This is a genomic window from Amphritea opalescens (genome assembly GCF_003957515.1).
GTDB classification, from domain to species: Bacteria; Pseudomonadota; Gammaproteobacteria; order Pseudomonadales; family Balneatricaceae; genus Amphritea; species Amphritea opalescens.
In genome coordinates this window covers 68,277-85,992 of sequence record NZ_RQXW01000017.1, presented here as the reverse complement: position 1 = coordinate 85,992, position 17,716 = coordinate 68,277, and the positions used below count along the sequence as shown (strand labels likewise).

Below are 17,716 nucleotides of genomic sequence, written 5' to 3'. Positions count from 1 at the left end.
GGCCTGAGAGGTCTTGAGGCGACTTAAAACGGCCTCAAACTATTGCCCCAGTATTTTGTTAATAAAACAGTCATGGCGCTAGAAAAGCAAAACCCCAGCAAAAATACTGGGGTTTATCAGTAACCTGGCCGCTCACTGAGCGGTTTTTTTTCGGCTAAAAACTGAGTTAGGAAGGATTGAGCGAGGATGGATTTGGCTTAATAGCGATTCGTGGTATACATCGCTTGCAGCCATGCAACCGCATCGGTTTCAGTTAAAAACGTACGGAAATTAATGCCATGTAGCATGGCGGACTGCTCGGCGATGATATTTTCTTTTCGATTGACCGGGTCGGTATCAACATAGGCGATCACTAGTTCTGGCCAAAGCAACTCCTGTACACCGGCAACAATATTAAAGGTATCCATCAGCGAGCGTGTACCATCGAGATGAAAAACCGCGAGTATCATATTAAAGTCTTTATGCTTGCAGTGTTCAGCGACCGCTTTCCACATCTTTAGGGATGCTTGTGTCACATCGGTTTTACTACGGCTTCCCTGTACTTCAATACGAAGATAGTTGTCGCATTCGGTAAGGGCATACTGATATGGCATCGATCATCTCTTTTTGGTTGATGAGAAAATTAAAACAAGTGTTTAATTATAGCGGCTATCGAGACCGCTGACTGTATTTTTATCCTATAACGAATGGAGTAACGGCTGTTGCTGGATAAACTTGACAACTTTCACGTGCTTCTTGCAAAAGTATAGCATTCTAATGATGGCTGCATTGCTCTAGCCCGCTGAGACATTAGTCGAGCATAGCCGTTAAGGGGTATCAGCGTTTGAGTAATACCGCTTATTTACCGTGCCGGTGGCTTTAGGTAGTTAGTCAGGGGGTCGGGTGGTGAGTCGGGTGTTACCATGCGTAGTGAGTCAATAAATAGGTGAAACATCTCGGCTTGTGAATTGATATCCAACTTCGAGTAGATATTTTTACGATGATGCTTGATGGTTTCAGGGCTGATTTCGAGTTTTTGGGCAATATATTTCACCGCATAACCTCTGAGTACCAGCTGTAAAATCTGAGTTTCCCTTTGTGTGAGAACGGAGCTGCCAAAGTTACTCAGGGCACACTCTAGGTGTGATTCGAGAAAGGTCTCTTTTTGTTCCTGTTTCGAACTGGCCCACCATTTTAACAAGATGGCTTTAACGGTTGAGAACACGCGCTGGATCAGGTCTTGCTGTGCGGAACTGAACTTAGGTTTATGGTCTTGGCGGCTAATGGAGACTTGGATGCTCGCGTTTTCGGTCGGAATAATCAGGCAGATTTCATCGCCAAAATTAACCAGCTGATAATAGACTCGATAAAGCTCACTCTGTTTAAAACCATCCGGTGCCACTTGAGCTAGACTGTAAACCCCCTCCGCTGGCCCCTCGACCGCTAAACGATAGAAAGGATCGAGTAGGTAAGCACTTTCAATATACCGATCGATATGGATGCGAGGGTCTTCACCTTTACGACGTTTACGAGATGGGCAATAGGGTTGGCTACCCTGTGGGTAGACGATCAAGGTACTGCCATCGGCATCAACGATGCGGCGCAACGAATCCATCAGGTTATCGACGGCATCATCGTTCACACCATGGGTAATAATACCGGCGATGGCATCATGCCATAGCATGAGGGGTTGTTTAGCAACACGATGAAACTTTGACAAATCGGCAACCTTAATCCGCACTATGTGAACCGCTTATTAAAGCCTGCTTTCTGTGTGGAGACAATAGCCGATCCTGTTAGCAGAGAAGTAAGTCCTTATTTTTATGCTAATTTCACTTTTTTCGCTATCCGGTGAGTATAGAAAGAGTATTGAGCGAGTGATGGATACTGCAAGATGGTCTGTCTGCGACACAAAACAGTATATTCGGCGGGTAAGAGTAGACTTCGAGACCGGCAATAGACCATCATTAGTGTTTTATTGAATGCTGAAGATAAGGCTCGGGTCTTATTGTTTGGCTATTAACATTGGATTGTTTTCTGTGTGTCAGTGTTGGGAGTGACAATGGGTTATTGGTTTTTAGCTTTAGCGATTAGTGCCGAAGTTATCGGTACGTTAGCGTTGAAAGCATCTCAGGAGTTTAGTCGGCCGGTTGCCAGTGCGATCTGTGTGGTGGGTTATTTGACGGCGTTTTACTTTTTGTCGCTGGTGCTTAAAACCGTGCCGGTCGGGGTGGCGTATGCCGTTTGGGCGGGTATGGGGATCGTGCTTATCGCGGTTCTCAGTGCGGTGATGTACAAAGAGATACCGGATACGCCGGCGATGGTCGGTATGGGATTTATTATTACCGGTGTGATTATTATGAATGTTTTTTCCAAAACCGCAGCGCATTAACCGATCTCAATATGTCCTTTATCTAACCTTTACTCATGATGCAGTCGTTGTAACAGCCATTGTAGGCTTGGATCGTTTGAGTAGAGCGGGTGGTGGAGGGTAACCATCTCGATATTGGGCATCCCCGTCGGGGGTGTCATCAACCTGACCGGTAACATTTGCGCGAAGAGTAAGGCCATTTGCCGGGGTAGAGTCATCACGGCATCGGTGAGTGCGACGATACGAGCGCCGGCCATGTAGTTAACGGTGCGGGCGATAAAACTCCGCTGTAGTTGTTGATCGGCAAGCCAGCGGTCGATCTGGTCTGCGGTGACACCAGCAAGATCGGAGAACAGGACATGGTTCATCTGACAGTATTGCTGCAATGATAGGCTGTCTTCAACAAGAGGATGGGTGTCTGCCACGAGGCAGGCGAACGGCTCGCTATGCCATGGTCGACTGACTAATTGAGAATCGATGGGTTGATGGGTATCCAGCCCGGCGATGAGATCCACTTCACGGCTTTCCAGTTGCTTTAGATTACCGTCCTGACGAATAACTTCGACCTGAATGCGAATGCCGGGGGCTGATTGTTGCAGCTCCTGCATTAGCGGAGGCAGGGTGATGGCTTCAAAATAGTCGGTGCTGGCGATGGTAAAGCAGAGGTCTGAATGGGCGGGATCAAAAGGCTCGGGTGGGTTTAAACTATGCTCAATCATGCGTATCGCTTGACGAATATCGGGTAGCATCGTTTGCGCGCGAGGCGTGAGTTTTAGTCCATTACCGGCGCGCACCAGTAGGGGGTCATCGAGTTGCTGTCTGAGACGGTTGAGGGCATGGCTCATGGCTGACTGGCTGAGAAACATCCGTTGCGCGGCACGACTCACATGGCATTCCGTTAATAGGGCCTCGAGCAGTAACAATAAATTGAGATCAAACTGGCGCAGAGATTTCATATGGGCCCATTGGGTATAAATTCAAAGTATTAATGATGTGCATGCCATTATTATAACTATGCATTTCAATAATTATACGCGTCAGGGTAGGCTGTATGGAATGGTTAACCTTTAAGATAATCGATTACATTGAGTGAGGTGGATGATGTCTGATATACCCAGTACCGTGGCGAATGCTGATTTACCGATCTATGGCACGCTAGGGATGACCTTTATGGAGTTCCCAGTGGTCAGTGATTTAGGCAGTAGTGATGCTGAAGTGATCGTCGCGGGTGTGCCTTTTGATATGGCCACAACGGGTCGCCCGGGTGCTCGTTTTGGGCCTAGTGGCGTGCGTCAGGCATCGGCACAACTGATTTGGGAAGGGGCGCGCTGGCCTTGGTCCTTTGCCCTCGATGATCACCTTAAAGTAGCGGACTCGGGTAATGTGCTGTTTAAGCATGGCGAACCACAAACGATGGTGGATAATCTGCAGCAGCATATTGGCGCTATTCTGGATGCCGGAAAATCGTCGCTGACCTTTGGTGGCGATCATTTTATTACCCTGCCGGTATTACGCGCCTATGCGAAGCAGCATGGCCCGTTGGCTCTGATTCACTTTGATGCTCACACCGATACTTATTCTGGCGGTACTCAATATGATCACGGCACGCTGTTTCATCATGCGGTAGAAGAGGGGTTGCTGGATACTGAGCATTCGATTCAGATTGGTATTCGTACCACCTATGATGTTGATGGTCATCCGTTTGAAGTATTGGATGCCGCTTGGGTGGGTGATCATGGCCCCCATGCGATTCTAGAACGTATCCATGCGCGTGTTGGTGATAAAAAGGCCTATGTTAGTTTTGACATCGATGGACTCGATCCGGCTTTTGCCCCAGGCACTGGTACGCCGGTATCCGGTGGTATGTCGATGGATTGCGCCTTAAAAGTCATTCGTGGCTTACAGGGGTTAAACCTTGTGGGGATGGATGTGGTAGAGGTTGCTCCGGCCTATGATCATGCTGAAATAACCTCGTTAGCGGGGGCCACATTGGCGTTAGAATATCTGTATGTGTTGGCCAGTAATAAAATGGCAGGTGTATAAGCTCATCACATAAGTTCATCACATAAGTTCATCACATGAGCACTGATGTGCGGCTGCCCCTAGTGTAGCCGCCCGTTAGCTTCTCGATGTTTTAGATGTTGTTCCACAATCGGCTTTAGTCGCCTCAGTCCTTCCTCCATTTGCGTTTCACTATATCCGGCAAAACCGATCACCAAACCTGAACGAGGGGCTTGTTGGTCGTAATAGTAGGAGAGTGGGCGTATACCTAGTCCAACCGCTCTGGCTTGTTCGACAATGGCTTTATCATCAGATGTCTGCGGTAATAAGAAGACCGAGTGCATGCCCCCATCACTGGGTTCCAATGTGAGTTGCCCCGCAAACTGCTGTTCGACCTGCTGCCGTAGGTACGCTCGGCGCGCTTTATACAGTTTACGCATACGTCGCAAGTGGCCGGCAAAGTGTCCCCGAGACATAAAGTCGGCGAGCGCCAGTTGTGGTAGAGAAGAGAGACCGCCGTCAAGGAAGCCTCGCATCTGGTTAAAGGGCGCCACAAGCGCCGGTGGTAGCACCAGATAGGCGAGCCGGATGGCGGGGTGGAGAATACGACTGAAGGTGCCGGAATAGATCACGGAGTCTTCGCCGTCCAATCCTTGTAGAGCAGTGAGAGGCGGCCCATCAAAGCGAAACTCACTATCATAATCATCCTCAATGATGCAGCAGCCCTGTGTCCTCGCCCATTGCAGTAGCTGTAGGCGGCGTTCGATACTTAGAGTGTAACCTAGGGGGAAGTTGCGTGAAGGGGTGATAAAGGCTAATCGTGCTTGTTGTTCGCTTGCGAGGGCTAGATCCGCACGGAAACCGTGGCGATCGATCGGTATTGAGACCTTAATGCCCCCGGCGTTACTGATGGCCCCATCGATACCGGGGAACCCTGGATCTTCGACCCACACCTGATCGCCGGGGTTGAGTAACATGGAGAAGGCGAGCTGCATTCCCTGCTGTGAGCCGGAACAGATCATCACTTGTTCCATGGTGCAGCGAATCCCTCGGGTGGCATTGAGATAACGGGCAATCTCATCGCGTAGTGGCGGTTCACCCATAAAGTTACGATCTCTGCTGAACCGCATCTGTCGTCCGGCATGTCCCACCGAACGTTGCCATACTGGCCAAGGGAACTGGTCCAATGCCGGAATGGCGGGCAGTAATAACTGCTGCTTATCTTGGTGGAACAAAGGGCGAATCTTTTTTAACTGAGCACTCATGGCCGATAATTGGATCGGTTGTCTCTTAGGCTGAGATTGGGTTTGCTGGGTGTGATTGAGCGATAGCTGTGGAGCAACGTAGCTACCGTCTCCCTGACGGGTATCGATATAGCCTTCCGAGTGCAGCATCTCATAGACTTGCTTAACGGTATTACGGGATAGATGCAGTAGCTCGGCGAGTTCTCGGGTGGAGGGCAGCCGGCTGTCCGGTGGTAACGCACCCTCTAAAATGCGCTGTTGCAGGTAATTGAACAGCGCTCGATAGCGGGGGCGTTGCAGCTGTTCTTGCTGCAGAAAAGGGGTAAACCGTTCAGAGTGAAGCTGCTTACTCATAGTGGGCCTTAAAGAATACTAAAAATTGGATCTTATTTAGATCCACTATAGCGGCTAATCTTATGCTTTACCAAAGATGATGTTTAAGGATTAACCATGAGTGATGTGGCGGTAACCGAACGAACCCGAGTTAAGCGTGGCCGAAAAAAAGCCAGTTATGACAGAGATACCATCAATAACATTATCGATGAAGCGTGGGTATGTAATATTGGCGTCAGTGTTGATGGGCAAGCGATGGTGCAACCGAGTTCGCATTGGCGGGTCGGTGACGAGCTTTTTTTGCACGGCTCGGTTAAAAACGGCTTGTTTCAGCAGGTGATGGCGGGGCAAACGGCTTGTATCACTCTCTGCCTGTTGGACGGGTTAGTGTTTGCCCGTTCAGCCTATCATCATTCGGTTAACTTTCGCTCGATGGTGCTTTATGGCAAGGGACGTTTGGTTGAAGACCCTGTGGAAAAAAGAACCGTGCTCGATGCGATGTTGGATAAATACAGTCCGGGACGTTCATCAGAGGCTAGGCCACCGAATGCTACCGAGATGAAAGTGACCGCAGTGTTTGCTTTTCCGATTGAAGAGGTCTCGGTAAAGGTCAGTGCAGGTGGGCCTAATGACGACCCAGAAGATATGGCGCTGGATGTCTGGTCGGGTGTGAAACCGGTGACTAGTGTAGTGGGTGAGCTTATTCCTGACTAATCTTATGCTGCAATCCATCACCCAGCCATCACAGACGGTTAGGTGAGTCGCACAGCGTATGTCAAAGAGAGTTGTTACTGTTATGCGATTCGGTTGATACTGGTTTCAATCATTCGGTAGAAATAGCGGAGCAGGTAGGGGTCATGCTTACTGCCTGATTCGCGATTGATTAAATCGATAATATCCGTATGGCGGCGGCCTTGGTGATAGGGCCGAGTAAAGGCCATCGCATCATAGCTGTCAACGATGCTAATGATGCGTGCACCTATTGGAATATCTTCCCCCGCAATACGGTCAGGGTAACCGCCACCATCGAAATGTTCATGGTGATGGCGGATGATATGAGCGGCTTGTTCCGCCCCGTCTAGTTCGATTGAGCAGAGGATCTGTTCACCAATGGCAGGGTGGCGTTGCATCACCTCCCAGTCATCGGCATCCAGTTTAGTCGGTTTCATGAGAATGCTATCGGGAATTCCTATTTTGCCGATATCGTGGAATTTAGCGCTGATCTTCAAGGCGCTAAGCTGGCATTCACTAAGGCCTACCGCTTGCCCTAACTCGCTTGCTAGGGTCTGCACTCGGTCAGAGTGTTCCAGTGTTGATCGGTCGCGAAAACCTAGTGCGATTGACAGGGCTTTAGTGCGATTTTCTAGCGCTTGATAAATCCATTTTTCAGCGGTGCTCATGTAGGTTCCTTTATCTGAGATCACTTATAATATCGATGAGAGTACTTAGGCTTTATTCGGCTAGACAATTTATCCGACGATATGTCTTTATTGTTCTAGGCGGATTACCCTTGAAAGTAAAGCTTTTATCTTAACAAATATCAATAAGGGCGTGCTACAAAATGAAATCCTACGGTATGGGTCTTGGTTTAGTATTGTTGAGTCTGTTGTTGAGTGTGATGCTGAGCGGTTGTGTCGCAATAGGTGAAAAATTTGCGTCAGAGAACTATCTTGTTGATCTGAAACATCAACGTTACTGCATCGAGGGGCGGTCGAAGTGTCATTTATTGTCGCTGATTCAGCCTTCGTTTCGCGAGTCCTGGATCGCCGATGCCTTTGCGATGCCGAAACAGTATTACAGTTGGAGTGGTGATGAGTTAGCGACACTATTATTGAACCCACCGGATCATAGTTATCAGGCCGAGCGCATCGGTGATCAGTTGTATCGTGTGCCGCCAACCTATGCCACCCATGTCATTTGGGACGTTTTAGCGATGGAGTATTTTGAACTGTACCGCGATGATGAGGGTTCTGGACTGATCCATATGGGCTGGCCGCAGCCGCGCCGTTTTTCGGTTACTCACTAAAAGTGCGAAGACGGCGCTAACAGGGGGCGCCATAAGGTTTGGCGATCAAGCGTTTATGGCTAAGCGCTATAATTAAGGGTTGTGGTGAAGCGCCGTGGTTAAGGGTTATGGTTAAGGGCTGTGGTTAAGGGCTAAGCCTTAGCCAAAGGCCAGCCAGATACCCACGGCGATCATCAGTGAGCCGGCGATTCGGTTCATCAGCTTAACATTGTTGCGGTTTAGCAATAGGTGGCGCATCGCTTTGCCGCCACTGGCATAGATCAGCAGGCAGCTGAACTCTAATGACAGAATGACGGCGATCAGTAACGCCAGCTGTGGTGCCAGTGGTTGGCTCTGATCAAGAAAGGGCGGTAACAGGGTAACAAAAAAGGCCCAGCCCTTGGGGTTGGCGATGGCGGTAATAAAACCGTTTAGCGCGAGTTGTAACCGGCCCTGTTGTTTTACTTCGGCACCGGGCTCCTGCATCACCAGTTTTCCTTTTGATTGCCACATCTGAAAACCTAGCCAGCCGAGGTAAGCGCCACCACCGAGCTTTAAAAAGATAAAGGCTTCAGGAAACTGCAGCATCATCGCCGCGACACCGGCTGCTGCTGCTGCAGCCACTAACCCCACACCGATCAGTTCGCCCCACATCATATGTAGGCTACGTCGGACACCAATCGACATACCTAGGCTCAATGCTAGGGTCATACACATACCGGGTGTAATGGAGACAAAGAAAAAAGTAGGTATAAATAGCGATAGAAGAGTAACCGACATCTGCGCCTCAGCAAGACAAAATTAAAACGGCATATTACGCGCAGTTGTCATAATAAAAAAGGCCATACAGAATATTTTGTATGGCCTTGCTAGGCATGTGAAGGGGCACATGCCGTGCGTTATTGACTCGCTGGTTTAACGCTTAGAATGTGCGTGAAACACTGAAGACAACCGCATCATCATCGTAGTCATCGGTATCATCATAATCTAAATCATTGACCAGATAAGCGAGTGATAGGTCTAGCCCTACTGCATTTCCAGACAGGCCGATGGAGTAATCTTCGTAGTCATCGCTGTAAGCATCACCAAATGAATGGCCCGCATGTAGGTCAAGTGATACGGCATCATTGATACCATAGCTATAGTCCACAGCCAGGTAATGAGACTCATCGCCTGAGTTGGCATAGTCATCTGCATAGGCATAGCTAAAGCCGAAATCACCGTAATACAGGCTAGTGATCAGTTCTAGATAGTCATAGTCTTCGCCGCTATAGCCTGAATAGGTATAGTAGGCGGCCATCACATCGTAAGAGAAGTCGTCATTAATATCGTTGCCGTAACCAGCGTAATAGTCGATCTCGAGATTGGCATCATCATCAAAATTAACATTGCTGCCCCAAATGCCGGCATAAATGCCATTATCAAAACCAACATCTAAGCTGCCCTGTACGGCAGGATCACCTAATGTTTGAGAAATGCCCCGAAAGCGATAGTCATTAGTGAATGACACTGTGCCGGAAACATCAGCCGCTTGAACCGCGGTGCTCAAGGCCATTGCTGTTATTAGCCCAGTAAGAATCTTCTTCATCGGTAGTTCCTCTGAATGATAAATGAGTCTTGATTATGGGGAGATCGAGGAGCATAGAGCTATACCCAACAATGCATATCTCTAAATAGGTACTTATTAGTAGGTAAGTATCAAGAGGTACGTAATTTTACGGATGGATCGTGATCGCTAAGCATCGACAGCTACCCCCTTGGGCATATAGAGGGCGGGAGCTAACGCCACCTATACTGCACATTAAAGGCTTAGGCACATTAGGCTTAATTAATTAGGCAGGCGTAATCATTAAGTGGCAAAAGCACTTTCAAGATTCAGGCTGCAGAGAACCGTGATGGTGGAGAATATAATCAATGAAAAGCTATGCTGAATGGCAAGCCCAGAGTGAAACCCTGACCTTTCATCATCAGGCCTATATTAATGGTGAGTTTCAGTCGGCGCAAAGTGGTGACACCTTTCCCTGTATTAACCCCGCAACGGAGCAAGTGTTAACGCATGTTGCCAGTTGTGATGAGGCTGACGTTAATCTCGCGGTAACGGCTGCCCGTGAGGTGTTTCGTCGCGGTACTTGGTCCGAGATGCACCCACGGGACCGGAAAAAAGTGATGCTCCGCTGGGCAGATCTTATTGAGCAACACCAAGATGAGTTTGCCCTGTTGGACACCCTCGATATGGGAAAATCGATCTCTGAGATGGTCACCATCGATGTGCCCGATGCGATCGACTGCATTCGCTGGACCGCTGAAAGCATCGATAAGGTCTATGGAGAAATCGCTCCGACAGGCCATGACACGCTGGCCATGATTCATCATCAGCCGGTGGGTGTCGTTGGGGCCATTACACCTTGGAACTATCCATTATTGATGGTGAGTTGGAAAATCGCGCCGGCGTTGGCTGCGGGTAATTCGGTGGTACTAAAGCCGTCTGAAAAATCCCCTCTAAGCGCCCTGCGTTTAGCGGAGCTTGCGGTACAAGCGGGTATTCCTGCGGGCGTATTGAATGTGTTGCCGGGTTTTGGTCATACGGCTGGTAAGGCGTTGGCACTGCATATGGATGTGAATGTCTTGGCGTTTACCGGATCAACCCGAGTGGCCGGTATGCTGATGGGCTATGCCGGTGAATCCAACATGAAACGGGTGTGGTTAGAAGCCGGTGGTAAGTCACCCAATTTGGTATTTGCCGATGCGGATATTAAAGCGGCAGCGGCGGCCTCTGCGGCAGCGATATTCTGCAATCAGGGTGAGGTCTGCATCGCTTGCTCCCGTTTGTATGTCGATAAAAGCATCAAAGAGGAGTTTGTTGCCGCCTTGGTTGAGGCGGCGGCGCATTTTCAGCCCGGTGATCCATTGGACCCTGCTACCACGATGGGGCCGATGGTCGATAGCACCCAGCTGGCTACGGTGGAACGTTATATTCGTTCGGCTCAGGAAGAGGGTGGGCAGGTCATCATGGGTGGTGTGCCGGAATATCAAGAAGGCAAAGGTTTCTTTGCTAAGCCGACGATTGTTGATAACGCCCACAACGGGATGACCTTTGTGAAAGAGGAGATCTTTGGGCCGGTGTTGGCGGTATGTGAATTTGAAACGGAGGAGGAAGCGATCGCGCTGGCCAATGATTCTGCTTATGGACTAGGTGCGGCTGTTTGGACGCAAAATCTCTCTCGTGCTCATCGGGTTAGCCGCAAGGTTGAAAGTGGCATGGTCTGGGTCAACACCTGGGGTGAAGGTGATTCCACGGTACCATTCGGTGGTGTTAAAGCCTCGGGTAACGGTCGTGATAAGTCTTTGCATGCACTGGAAAAATACACCGACATTAAGAATGTATTGATCCGTTTGTAAGGCGAAAATTATATCGTCGGGATGACAGCGGTTGTTAAGCGTCGTTTCGGCAGCATTCAATGATTTAAAAGGCTGATGTTAATGCATCGGCCTTTTTTTATGGCGCGAAAACAGCAAGGCTTGATCTTAAGATGCGGTCTTAGCCTGTTAGTGCGCGTATCGGTTAACCTGTTATTGAGGTGACTCTTGATCAAGGCTGTCTGGGTTAATCACTTAGGTTTTCTTTTTTCGAGTAGGTTAGAATTATCGTTTTGATCTGAAGGGCGTGCTGCGTGGCAAGCGCGATACCGGCTCCGCTTTTTGGATCTCTAGCGTTGACCATGACGTCAAACCTTTAACCGCCTGTATTCTACCGAGTCAAATGATGGATATTTCTTTAAACAGAGACCTTGATAGTTTAAATCTAGCTTTAGATGCCTTAGATGAATGGGTTGTTGTGGTTGATCATGAGGCGAACATTCAATTTATTAATCAACCCTATGCACAGTTCCTTGGCATCAAACGAGAGGATGCCTATGGGCATAAGGTCGTTGATGTGATTGAAAATACGCGTATGCATTCAGTGCTTAAAAGCGGAAAAAAAGAGCTATCTAAGTTACAGAAGATACGCGGGCGGCACATGATCGCCAACCGTTACCCTATTCGTCGAGGAGGGGAGGTGATTGGTGCTATCGGTTTTGTGGTATATCACGATACCCATCAATGGCAGCAGATAAATACCCAAATCAAGGCCCTTGTCTCAGACTTAGACTATTACCGTCGCGCCCTCGATAAAGAGCAAACCGGTGCCCATTATCATATCAATGATCTGATAGGGCGCAGCCCTGCGATTCAAAATGTAAATGAAAAAATCAAGAAAGTGGCGGGTGGTGATGCTTCGGTATTGATTCGAGGAGAGTCGGGCACCGGTAAAGAGTTATACGCCCATGCACTGCATCTATTATCGGAACGATCCAAAGGGCCCTTTATTAAGATCAACTGTGCTGCTATTCCTGAGCATCTGCTGGAGTCTGAGTTGTTTGGTTATGCAGAGGGGGCTTTTACGGGAGCCAAGCGGGGCGGCAAACAGGGCAAGTTTCAATTAGCGAATAAAGGCACCCTGTTTCTTGATGAGATAGGCGATATGCCATTAAGTATGCAGGCCAAGCTACTACGGGTATTGCAGGACCGAGAGATTGAAGCGGTGGGCTCTAACCGTTTAGTGAAAATCGATGTGCGCTTGGTGACGGCAACGCACCAGCCGTTGGAAAAACTCGTAGAGGTCAATGAGTTTCGTGAAGACCTCTATTATCGTATCAATGTTGTTTCCGTTGAGCTGCCGCCACTGAGGGATCGTCGCGAAGATATTCCCGCACTGGCTGAGCACTTTCTCACCCGTTTAGCAGGTCGTACCGGTCGTAGAGCGCCAAAATTAACCGTCGATGCTTTAACGCGGATGCTGGAATATGCTTGGCCAGGTAATGTGCGTGAGATGGAAAATGCGATTGAATCGGCATTTTATCTGAGTCAGGGTTATAAGATCTCTTTACAAGCACTGCCTGCCGCGTTAACCGACGGCATTGAGCTTATTGATCAGCACTTAGAGCAGGGAACCTTAAAGGAGCGCTTGGCGTTAGCCGAAAAAGAGATTCTTGAGCAGACGCTGGTGGCGTGTAAGGGGAATCGTCAGCGGGCCGCGAAGGTGTTGGGTATTGGCAAAACAACGATTTATGACAAGTTAGTCCGCTATCAACTCACCGGTGAATCGTTCGATCATTGATGTTCATTAAGGCGGTTACGCGTCAGAAAAGGCTAATCGCCATCAACCCATGTTTGTCTGTTTGGCTCCGGATGGTTGTCTAGGTGCCATCCGCTCGTCATGGCTGTCATCTTTTCATCTTTCTATCAAAACTTCACAGTGATTGTTAACGGATTTTCTCGCGGGCTTAATACTTCAAGAAGCGGCGTTTTTTCGGCTATTTGGCTGATAATGCGGTGAAATGAGGATGCTTAAGCAATAAAATAAGGCATAACCCGTATGTTTTCCTGATTTTAGGAATTGTTCCGGATATCCGGACATGCGTGGCTAGGCGCTTTGGCGTCGATTAAGACTTAATTTTCCGGAAATCCGGAATTAATGGGCTGTTTTTTAGAGTACTGTCTCAGTATAAATAGCGTTATTTTTGTAAGCTTTTGATTTTCATATATTTTTTTATGGTTGGCTTGAGTGTTGCTCTATGTAAAAGGCTGCCACGAAAAAGGTGAGCAGTTCCTAGAATAATCATAAAAAATTAGGATGCAGATCATGATTAAAAAGCATTTGGTTGCTGCAATAGCGGCTGCGACGATAGCTCTATCGACATCCGCAGTGGCTGATGGTCCAAAAAGTATTGATGTGGCTAGTACGTTCGCGACAAATAACTTCCTTGGTGCCGGTGCCCAGTATATGGGTAAACAGATCAATGTCGCTTCTGACGGTAAAATCAAATTCCGTGTACACGAACCAGGTGATCTCGTACCTGCTTTTGAAGTATTCAATGCGGTCTCTACGGGTGCCATTGATGCGGGTTGGGATTGGATGGGCTACTGGGCGGGTACTATTCCGCTGCTAAACCTTTACGGCGCACTACCGTTTGGTCCTTCACCTGAGGCCTTTGCTTCATGGATGTGGGCAGGTGATGGTCAGAAATTCGTTCAGGCGGCCTATGATGATTACAATATTAAGGTCCTGCCTTGTTTTGTATCACCACAGGAAACCGGTGGTTTCTATAACAAAGAAATTAACTCAGCAAGTGATTTTGATGGTTTACGTTTCCGGATCTCAGGTCTAGGTGCGCGTGTACTTAATAAATTCGGTGCTTCAACTCAGCTAGTGCCAGGTGGTGAGATATTCCTAGCACTGGAACGGGGTCGTATTGACGGTGCAGAGTTCTCTGTTCCTCAGGTAGATGAAGTAATGGGCTTTAACGACATTACCAAATACTACTACTTCCCAGGCTGGCATCAGTCTGCAAGTTGGTTCTCTCTGATCATCAACAAAGATGTTTGGGCTAAGTATAGTGAGAAGCAGCAGCAACAGTTCCAAACAGCTTGTCAGTCAACCTTAGCTTGGTCTATGACCTCTTCACCACCAGAGCAGATGCGTGCGATTGCTCGAATGGAGAAGAAAGAAGGCTTTGAAGTTAGACGCTTTAATGATGAAACATTGACTGAGCTAGAAGGCGCTTGGAATGAAGTGCTGGCTGAAGAGATGGCGACTAATCCAAGCTTTAAAGAAGCTTATGAGTCATTGATGGCGCATGCTAAATTGATTGATGGATGGTACGACCTACAGGAGCTAAAATAATGACAGACGCCGTTCACGTAAAAGTGGCGGCGGCCCTGCATCAAATCTCCCAACCCCTCATCGGGGTGGGAGTTTGGGTGGGACGGTTGACTAGCTGGCTCGTTTTAGCAGTCATCGCCGCGGTCATGACAACGATTATCATGAATGTCTTGGGTATGAATGAGCTGTTGCGTTGGGACAGTGAGGTGTTTCTTTTTAAAAATGCCTTCACGATCAATTCAGCGACAGAGCTACAGTGGTACCTCTATGGCTTTCTTGTACTTTTCTCATCAACCTACGCGTTACATACCAATTCTCATGTACGGGTAGATCTGTTATATCATCGTTTTTCCCCAAGAGGTCAGCATCTAGTTGATGTGATTGGCCATCTGTTCCTATTAATTCCTTTCTGCTTGATGGTTGCTTATCTGTATTGGCCGCAAGTGATGATGAGCTTTAATTCAGGCGAGCAATCAAATTTTGGTGGCTTGACTGACCGCTATATTATTAAAGGTGCTTTGTCGGTTGCCCTAGTCTTTTTGGCCTTAAATGCGTTGGGCCGAGTTTTCTATAGTCTTTCAATTGTCTTGGATCCTACACGAGCAACGAAGGAGCCTTTCCATGTTCATTGAATATATGCTGCCTATATTGATGGTAGTCTGTCTGTTAATCGGTATTTTTACAGGCTATCCCGTTGCGTTTGTGTTGGGCGGTCTTAGTATTATTTTCTCTCTGGTCGCTGATGTCCCGTTGCCTTATCTCGGTATTATGGGCTCACGTATTTTTGGTGGAGTGGTTGAAAACTGGCTGTATATCGCTATTCCACTGTTCGTCTTTATGGGCTTGATGCTCGAAAAATCAGGCGTCGCTAGCCGTCTATTATTGACCTTGCAACGGCTCTTTGGTCAGGTGCGTGGCGGGCTAGCTATATCGGTTGCCTTACTCGGTGTCGTCATGGCGGCGAGTACCGGTATCGTTGGTGCTTCCGTGGTGATGCTCGGTATGTTGGCGCTGCCGGTTATGCTCAAGCAAAATTACAAGGAAGAGATGGCTTTAGGCGTTGTGGCCGCTTCGGGTACCTTGGGTATCTTGATACCACCTTCCATTATGTTGGTGTTAATGGGGTCGATTATGCAGGTGTCGGTCGGCGACCTGTTTAAGGCGGCACTGATTCCCGGCTTGATGCTCGGTGTGTTGTATATCGCCTTCTTGCTCTTTATGGGTTGGCTTAAACCAGAGTGGATGCCGTTGGCCGATCCGGATGATTTAGATGCGGATACCACACCGTTACCGCTTGCGTTGCTAAGAGATCTTGTTGGTCCTGTCTTCCTTATGGTGGCCGTACTAGGCTCTATTATGATGGGTATTGCGACACCAACAGAAGCCGCTGCCATCGGCGCGTTGGGTGCTATATTTTTAGCTATCTTTGCGAGCAAACTGGACTACGCCACTTTGCGAGATGTGTGTTATGACACCTCTAAAAGTACGGCGATGATTGTCTTTATTGTTGTCGCGGCAACCGCTTTTAGTCTTATCTTCAAAAAGCTTGGTGGCGACTATCTCATCATGGATATTGTGGATTCGATAGGGTTAGGTCCCTATGGTTTGCTTCTATCCATCATGTTAATGATTTTTGTTCTCGGCTTTTTCTTAGAGTGGATAGAGATCAGTTATGTTGTTTTGCCTTTGTTGTTACCGGTGATTAGCTTGTTGGATTTCGGTATGTCGACCCAGGCGACATTGGTTTGGTTTGCTATTCTGATGGCGATCAACCTGCAAACTAGCTTTTTAACACCGCCTTTTGGCTATGCGCTGTTTTACTTAAAAGGTGTGACCGATAGCAGTGTTAAAATAACCACTATTTATCGATCGATTATTCCTTATGTACTGTTACAGGTGACAGGCTTAGTACTCTGTATTGTTTTTCCCGCCATTGTCCTTTGGCTACCAGGGCTTTTATGAGAGTAAAAAACGTTATTAATAAAACGGAGAAGAATATGGCTGGAAAACGAGTTCTTATTACCGGCGGCGCTAAAGGGATTGGATTTGAGGTTGCGAGTGCTTTTTTAGAGGAGGGGGATAGCGTTGCTATTCTTGATCTCGATAAGCAAGCGCTTGCTGAGGCATTAGACCTTCTGGGCGGTGCAGGCCCTGATCGTATCGGTGTTGCCTGTGATGTGACCGATGAAGAGGGTCTTAATGCAGCCATCGATCAAGTGGTGGAGCAGTTTGGCGGCCTAGATGTGCTGATCAATAATGCGGGCATACAACATGTTGCACCGATAGAAGACTTTCCATCGTCTAGTTATCGCAAGTTGTTAGATATCATGCTGGTGGCGCCTTTTCTGACGATTAAACGGGTTTTTCCTGTGATGAAGCAGCAAAAAGGCGGACGCATCATCAACCTGGCGTCCATTAATGGATTGGTTGGTTTTGCGGGTAAAGCTGGCTATAACTCTGCTAAGCATGGGGTGATAGGCTTAACCAAAGTGGCGGCGTTAGAAGGCGCTGAACATGGCATTACGGTCAATGCTTTGTGCCCTGGTTATGTGAATACCGAGTTAGTGCGCGGACAGCTGAATGACCTCGCTAAAACGCGGGGTGTCCCCTTGGAGAAAGTGCTTGAGGAAGTTATTTATCCTTTGGTGCCGCAGAAGCGCCTGCTTGAGTCCCGTGAAGTGGCTGATTACTGCTTGTTTTTAGCCAGTGGGCGAGGACGAGGTATTACCGGTCAAGCGGTTGTTATTGACGGGGGTTATACCGCCCAGTAAAGCAATGAGTTTGTCTGTATCGAGTATGTTCGTGCAGATATCATTGTCTATCAGGGCTGAGATATAGGGCGGATGTCAGGTTAAGCTTGGCATCCGTCGCCTATGTTAGAGCCTGTTCGCTTAAGCAATATTTATATTCCTATCTCTCCTCTCTTGTCCGAACTTCCTGAAGCCGCTTGTCTACGTCACCCATGATGTGCAATCGTTGCAGTTTTTATCCCACTTGATCGTTCTATCCCTTGTGTGATTATTGAGTCCATTTCGTCATATTTATGGGCGTTGCTCGCAGGGCGCTAGTTGCGGTATAAC

Annotated in this window: 17 protein-coding genes; 10 read left to right on the top strand and 7 right to left on the bottom strand. The window is 48.1% G+C overall.

The features are described 5' to 3' along the window. Positions 1–197: 197 nt before the first annotated feature. Together EH243_RS15690 and EH243_RS15685 are read right to left on the bottom strand one after the other, a co-directional pair. Positions 198–593: a hypothetical protein gene (locus EH243_RS15690; protein WP_126159612.1), complete on the bottom strand. Its 396-nt coding sequence runs from the start codon at positions 591–593 to the stop codon at positions 198–200. A 248-nt stretch (positions 594–841) separates the two neighbouring features. Beyond that, a complete protein-coding gene (locus EH243_RS15685) occupies positions 842–1,699 on the bottom strand; it encodes a response regulator transcription factor (RefSeq protein ID WP_126159611.1) in 858 nt (285 codons plus the stop codon). Positions 1,700–2,041: 342 nt separating this feature from the next. On the opposite strand from EH243_RS15685, the gene EH243_RS15680 reads away from it, so the two are divergent. Continuing rightward, entirely contained in the window at positions 2,042–2,371 is a 330-nt protein-coding gene (locus EH243_RS15680) for a DMT family transporter (protein ID WP_126159610.1), read from the top strand. Between the two features lie 29 nt (positions 2,372–2,400). Here EH243_RS15680 and EH243_RS15675 read toward each other — a convergent pair whose 3' ends face one another. Then, entirely contained in the window at positions 2,401–3,306 is a 906-nt protein-coding gene (locus EH243_RS15675) for a LysR family transcriptional regulator (RefSeq protein WP_126159609.1), read from the bottom strand. Positions 3,307–3,451: 145 nt separating this feature from the next. Between EH243_RS15675 and speB the strand changes: the two genes are divergently transcribed. Next, positions 3,452–4,393 carry an agmatinase gene (gene speB / locus EH243_RS15670; RefSeq protein ID WP_126159608.1) on the top strand — a complete coding sequence of 314 codons (942 nt, stop codon included), beginning with the start codon at positions 3,452–3,454 and terminating at the stop codon, positions 4,391–4,393. A gap of 59 nt (positions 4,394–4,452) precedes the next feature. On the opposite strand, the gene pdxR is transcribed toward speB, so the two are convergent. After that, the gene (gene pdxR / locus EH243_RS15665) at positions 4,453–5,949 is read right to left on the bottom strand and encodes a MocR-like pyridoxine biosynthesis transcription factor PdxR (protein ID WP_126159607.1); all 1,497 of its coding nucleotides are present in this window, start codon (positions 5,947–5,949) and stop codon (positions 4,453–4,455) included. A gap of 96 nt (positions 5,950–6,045) precedes the next feature. On the opposite strand from pdxR, the gene EH243_RS15660 reads away from it, so the two are divergent. After that, a complete protein-coding gene (locus EH243_RS15660) occupies positions 6,046–6,642 on the top strand; it encodes a pyridoxamine 5'-phosphate oxidase family protein (RefSeq protein WP_126159606.1) in 597 nt (198 codons plus the stop codon). Between the two features lie 80 nt (positions 6,643–6,722). Here EH243_RS15660 and EH243_RS15655 read toward each other — a convergent pair whose 3' ends face one another. Then, complete coding sequence (locus EH243_RS15655; protein WP_126159605.1) at positions 6,723–7,328, bottom strand: HD-GYP domain-containing protein; 606 nt, start codon at positions 7,326–7,328, stop codon at positions 6,723–6,725. A 161-nt stretch (positions 7,329–7,489) separates the two neighbouring features. Between EH243_RS15655 and EH243_RS15650 the strand changes: the two genes are divergently transcribed. Continuing rightward, positions 7,490–7,954 carry a hypothetical protein gene (locus tag EH243_RS15650; RefSeq protein WP_126159604.1) on the top strand — a complete coding sequence of 155 codons (465 nt, stop codon included), beginning with the start codon at positions 7,490–7,492 and terminating at the stop codon, positions 7,952–7,954. A 138-nt stretch (positions 7,955–8,092) separates the two neighbouring features. Here EH243_RS15650 and EH243_RS15645 read toward each other — a convergent pair whose 3' ends face one another. Further along, complete coding sequence (locus tag EH243_RS15645) at positions 8,093–8,713, bottom strand: LysE family translocator (RefSeq protein ID WP_126159603.1); 621 nt, start codon at positions 8,711–8,713, stop codon at positions 8,093–8,095. Positions 8,714–8,855: 142 nt separating this feature from the next. Continuing rightward, the gene (locus EH243_RS15640; protein WP_126159602.1) at positions 8,856–9,521 is read right to left on the bottom strand and encodes a TorF family putative porin; all 666 of its coding nucleotides are present in this window, start codon (positions 9,519–9,521) and stop codon (positions 8,856–8,858) included. Positions 9,522–9,847: 326 nt separating this feature from the next. Between EH243_RS15640 and EH243_RS15635 the strand changes: the two genes are divergently transcribed. The 6 genes from EH243_RS15635 to EH243_RS15610 all read left to right on the top strand — a co-directional run bounded on the left by EH243_RS15635 (position 9,848) and on the right by EH243_RS15610 (position 17,407). Continuing rightward, positions 9,848–11,332 carry an aldehyde dehydrogenase gene (locus EH243_RS15635; RefSeq protein WP_126159601.1) on the top strand — a complete coding sequence of 495 codons (1,485 nt, stop codon included), beginning with the start codon at positions 9,848–9,850 and terminating at the stop codon, positions 11,330–11,332. A 364-nt stretch (positions 11,333–11,696) separates the two neighbouring features. Next, the gene (locus tag EH243_RS15630) at positions 11,697–13,091 is read left to right on the top strand and encodes a sigma-54 interaction domain-containing protein (protein WP_126159600.1); all 1,395 of its coding nucleotides are present in this window, start codon (positions 11,697–11,699) and stop codon (positions 13,089–13,091) included. A gap of 525 nt (positions 13,092–13,616) precedes the next feature. Then, positions 13,617–14,657: a TRAP transporter substrate-binding protein gene (locus EH243_RS15625; RefSeq protein ID WP_126159599.1), complete on the top strand. Its 1,041-nt coding sequence runs from the start codon at positions 13,617–13,619 to the stop codon at positions 14,655–14,657. Further along, complete coding sequence (locus tag EH243_RS15620; protein WP_164549139.1) at positions 14,657–15,268, top strand: TRAP transporter small permease subunit; 612 nt, start codon at positions 14,657–14,659, stop codon at positions 15,266–15,268. The genes EH243_RS15625 and EH243_RS15620 overlap by 1 nt, the downstream gene beginning before the upstream one ends. Next, on the top strand, positions 15,258–16,598 hold the full coding sequence (locus EH243_RS15615) for a TRAP transporter large permease (protein WP_126159597.1): 1,341 nt from the start codon (positions 15,258–15,260) through the stop codon (positions 16,596–16,598). The genes EH243_RS15620 and EH243_RS15615 overlap by 11 nt, the downstream gene beginning before the upstream one ends. A gap of 35 nt (positions 16,599–16,633) precedes the next feature. Beyond that, a complete protein-coding gene (locus EH243_RS15610; protein ID WP_126159596.1) occupies positions 16,634–17,407 on the top strand; it encodes a 3-hydroxybutyrate dehydrogenase in 774 nt (257 codons plus the stop codon). Positions 17,408–17,716: the final 309 nt, after the last annotated feature.

What these genes read in the sequence shown, in the direction of transcription:
- EH243_RS15690 (WP_126159612.1), bottom strand. Translation starts at nt 593, where the DNA reads ATGCCATATCAGTATGCCCTTACCGAATGCGACAACTATCTTCGTATT.
- EH243_RS15680 (WP_126159610.1), top strand. Translation starts at nt 2,042, where the DNA reads ATGGGTTATTGGTTTTTAGCTTTAGCGATTAGTGCCGAAGTTATCGGT.
- EH243_RS15675 (WP_126159609.1), bottom strand. Translation starts at nt 3,306, where the DNA reads ATGAAATCTCTGCGCCAGTTTGATCTCAATTTATTGTTACTGCTCGAG.
- speB (WP_126159608.1), top strand. Translation starts at nt 3,452, where the DNA reads ATGTCTGATATACCCAGTACCGTGGCGAATGCTGATTTACCGATCTAT.
- pdxR (WP_126159607.1), bottom strand. Translation starts at nt 5,949, where the DNA reads ATGAGTAAGCAGCTTCACTCTGAACGGTTTACCCCTTTTCTGCAGCAA.
- EH243_RS15660 (WP_126159606.1), top strand. Translation starts at nt 6,046, where the DNA reads ATGAGTGATGTGGCGGTAACCGAACGAACCCGAGTTAAGCGTGGCCGA.
- EH243_RS15655 (WP_126159605.1), bottom strand. Translation starts at nt 7,328, where the DNA reads ATGAGCACCGCTGAAAAATGGATTTATCAAGCGCTAGAAAATCGCACT.
- EH243_RS15650 (WP_126159604.1), top strand. Translation starts at nt 7,490, where the DNA reads ATGAAATCCTACGGTATGGGTCTTGGTTTAGTATTGTTGAGTCTGTTG.
- EH243_RS15645 (WP_126159603.1), bottom strand. Translation starts at nt 8,713, where the DNA reads ATGTCGGTTACTCTTCTATCGCTATTTATACCTACTTTTTTCTTTGTC.
- EH243_RS15640 (WP_126159602.1), bottom strand. Translation starts at nt 9,521, where the DNA reads ATGAAGAAGATTCTTACTGGGCTAATAACAGCAATGGCCTTGAGCACC.
- EH243_RS15635 (WP_126159601.1), top strand. Translation starts at nt 9,848, where the DNA reads ATGAAAAGCTATGCTGAATGGCAAGCCCAGAGTGAAACCCTGACCTTT.
- EH243_RS15630 (WP_126159600.1), top strand. Translation starts at nt 11,697, where the DNA reads ATGGATATTTCTTTAAACAGAGACCTTGATAGTTTAAATCTAGCTTTA.
- EH243_RS15625 (WP_126159599.1), top strand. Translation starts at nt 13,617, where the DNA reads ATGATTAAAAAGCATTTGGTTGCTGCAATAGCGGCTGCGACGATAGCT.
- EH243_RS15620 (WP_164549139.1), top strand. Translation starts at nt 14,657, where the DNA reads ATGACAGACGCCGTTCACGTAAAAGTGGCGGCGGCCCTGCATCAAATC.
- EH243_RS15615 (WP_126159597.1), top strand. Translation starts at nt 15,258, where the DNA reads ATGTTCATTGAATATATGCTGCCTATATTGATGGTAGTCTGTCTGTTA.
- EH243_RS15610 (WP_126159596.1), top strand. Translation starts at nt 16,634, where the DNA reads ATGGCTGGAAAACGAGTTCTTATTACCGGCGGCGCTAAAGGGATTGGA.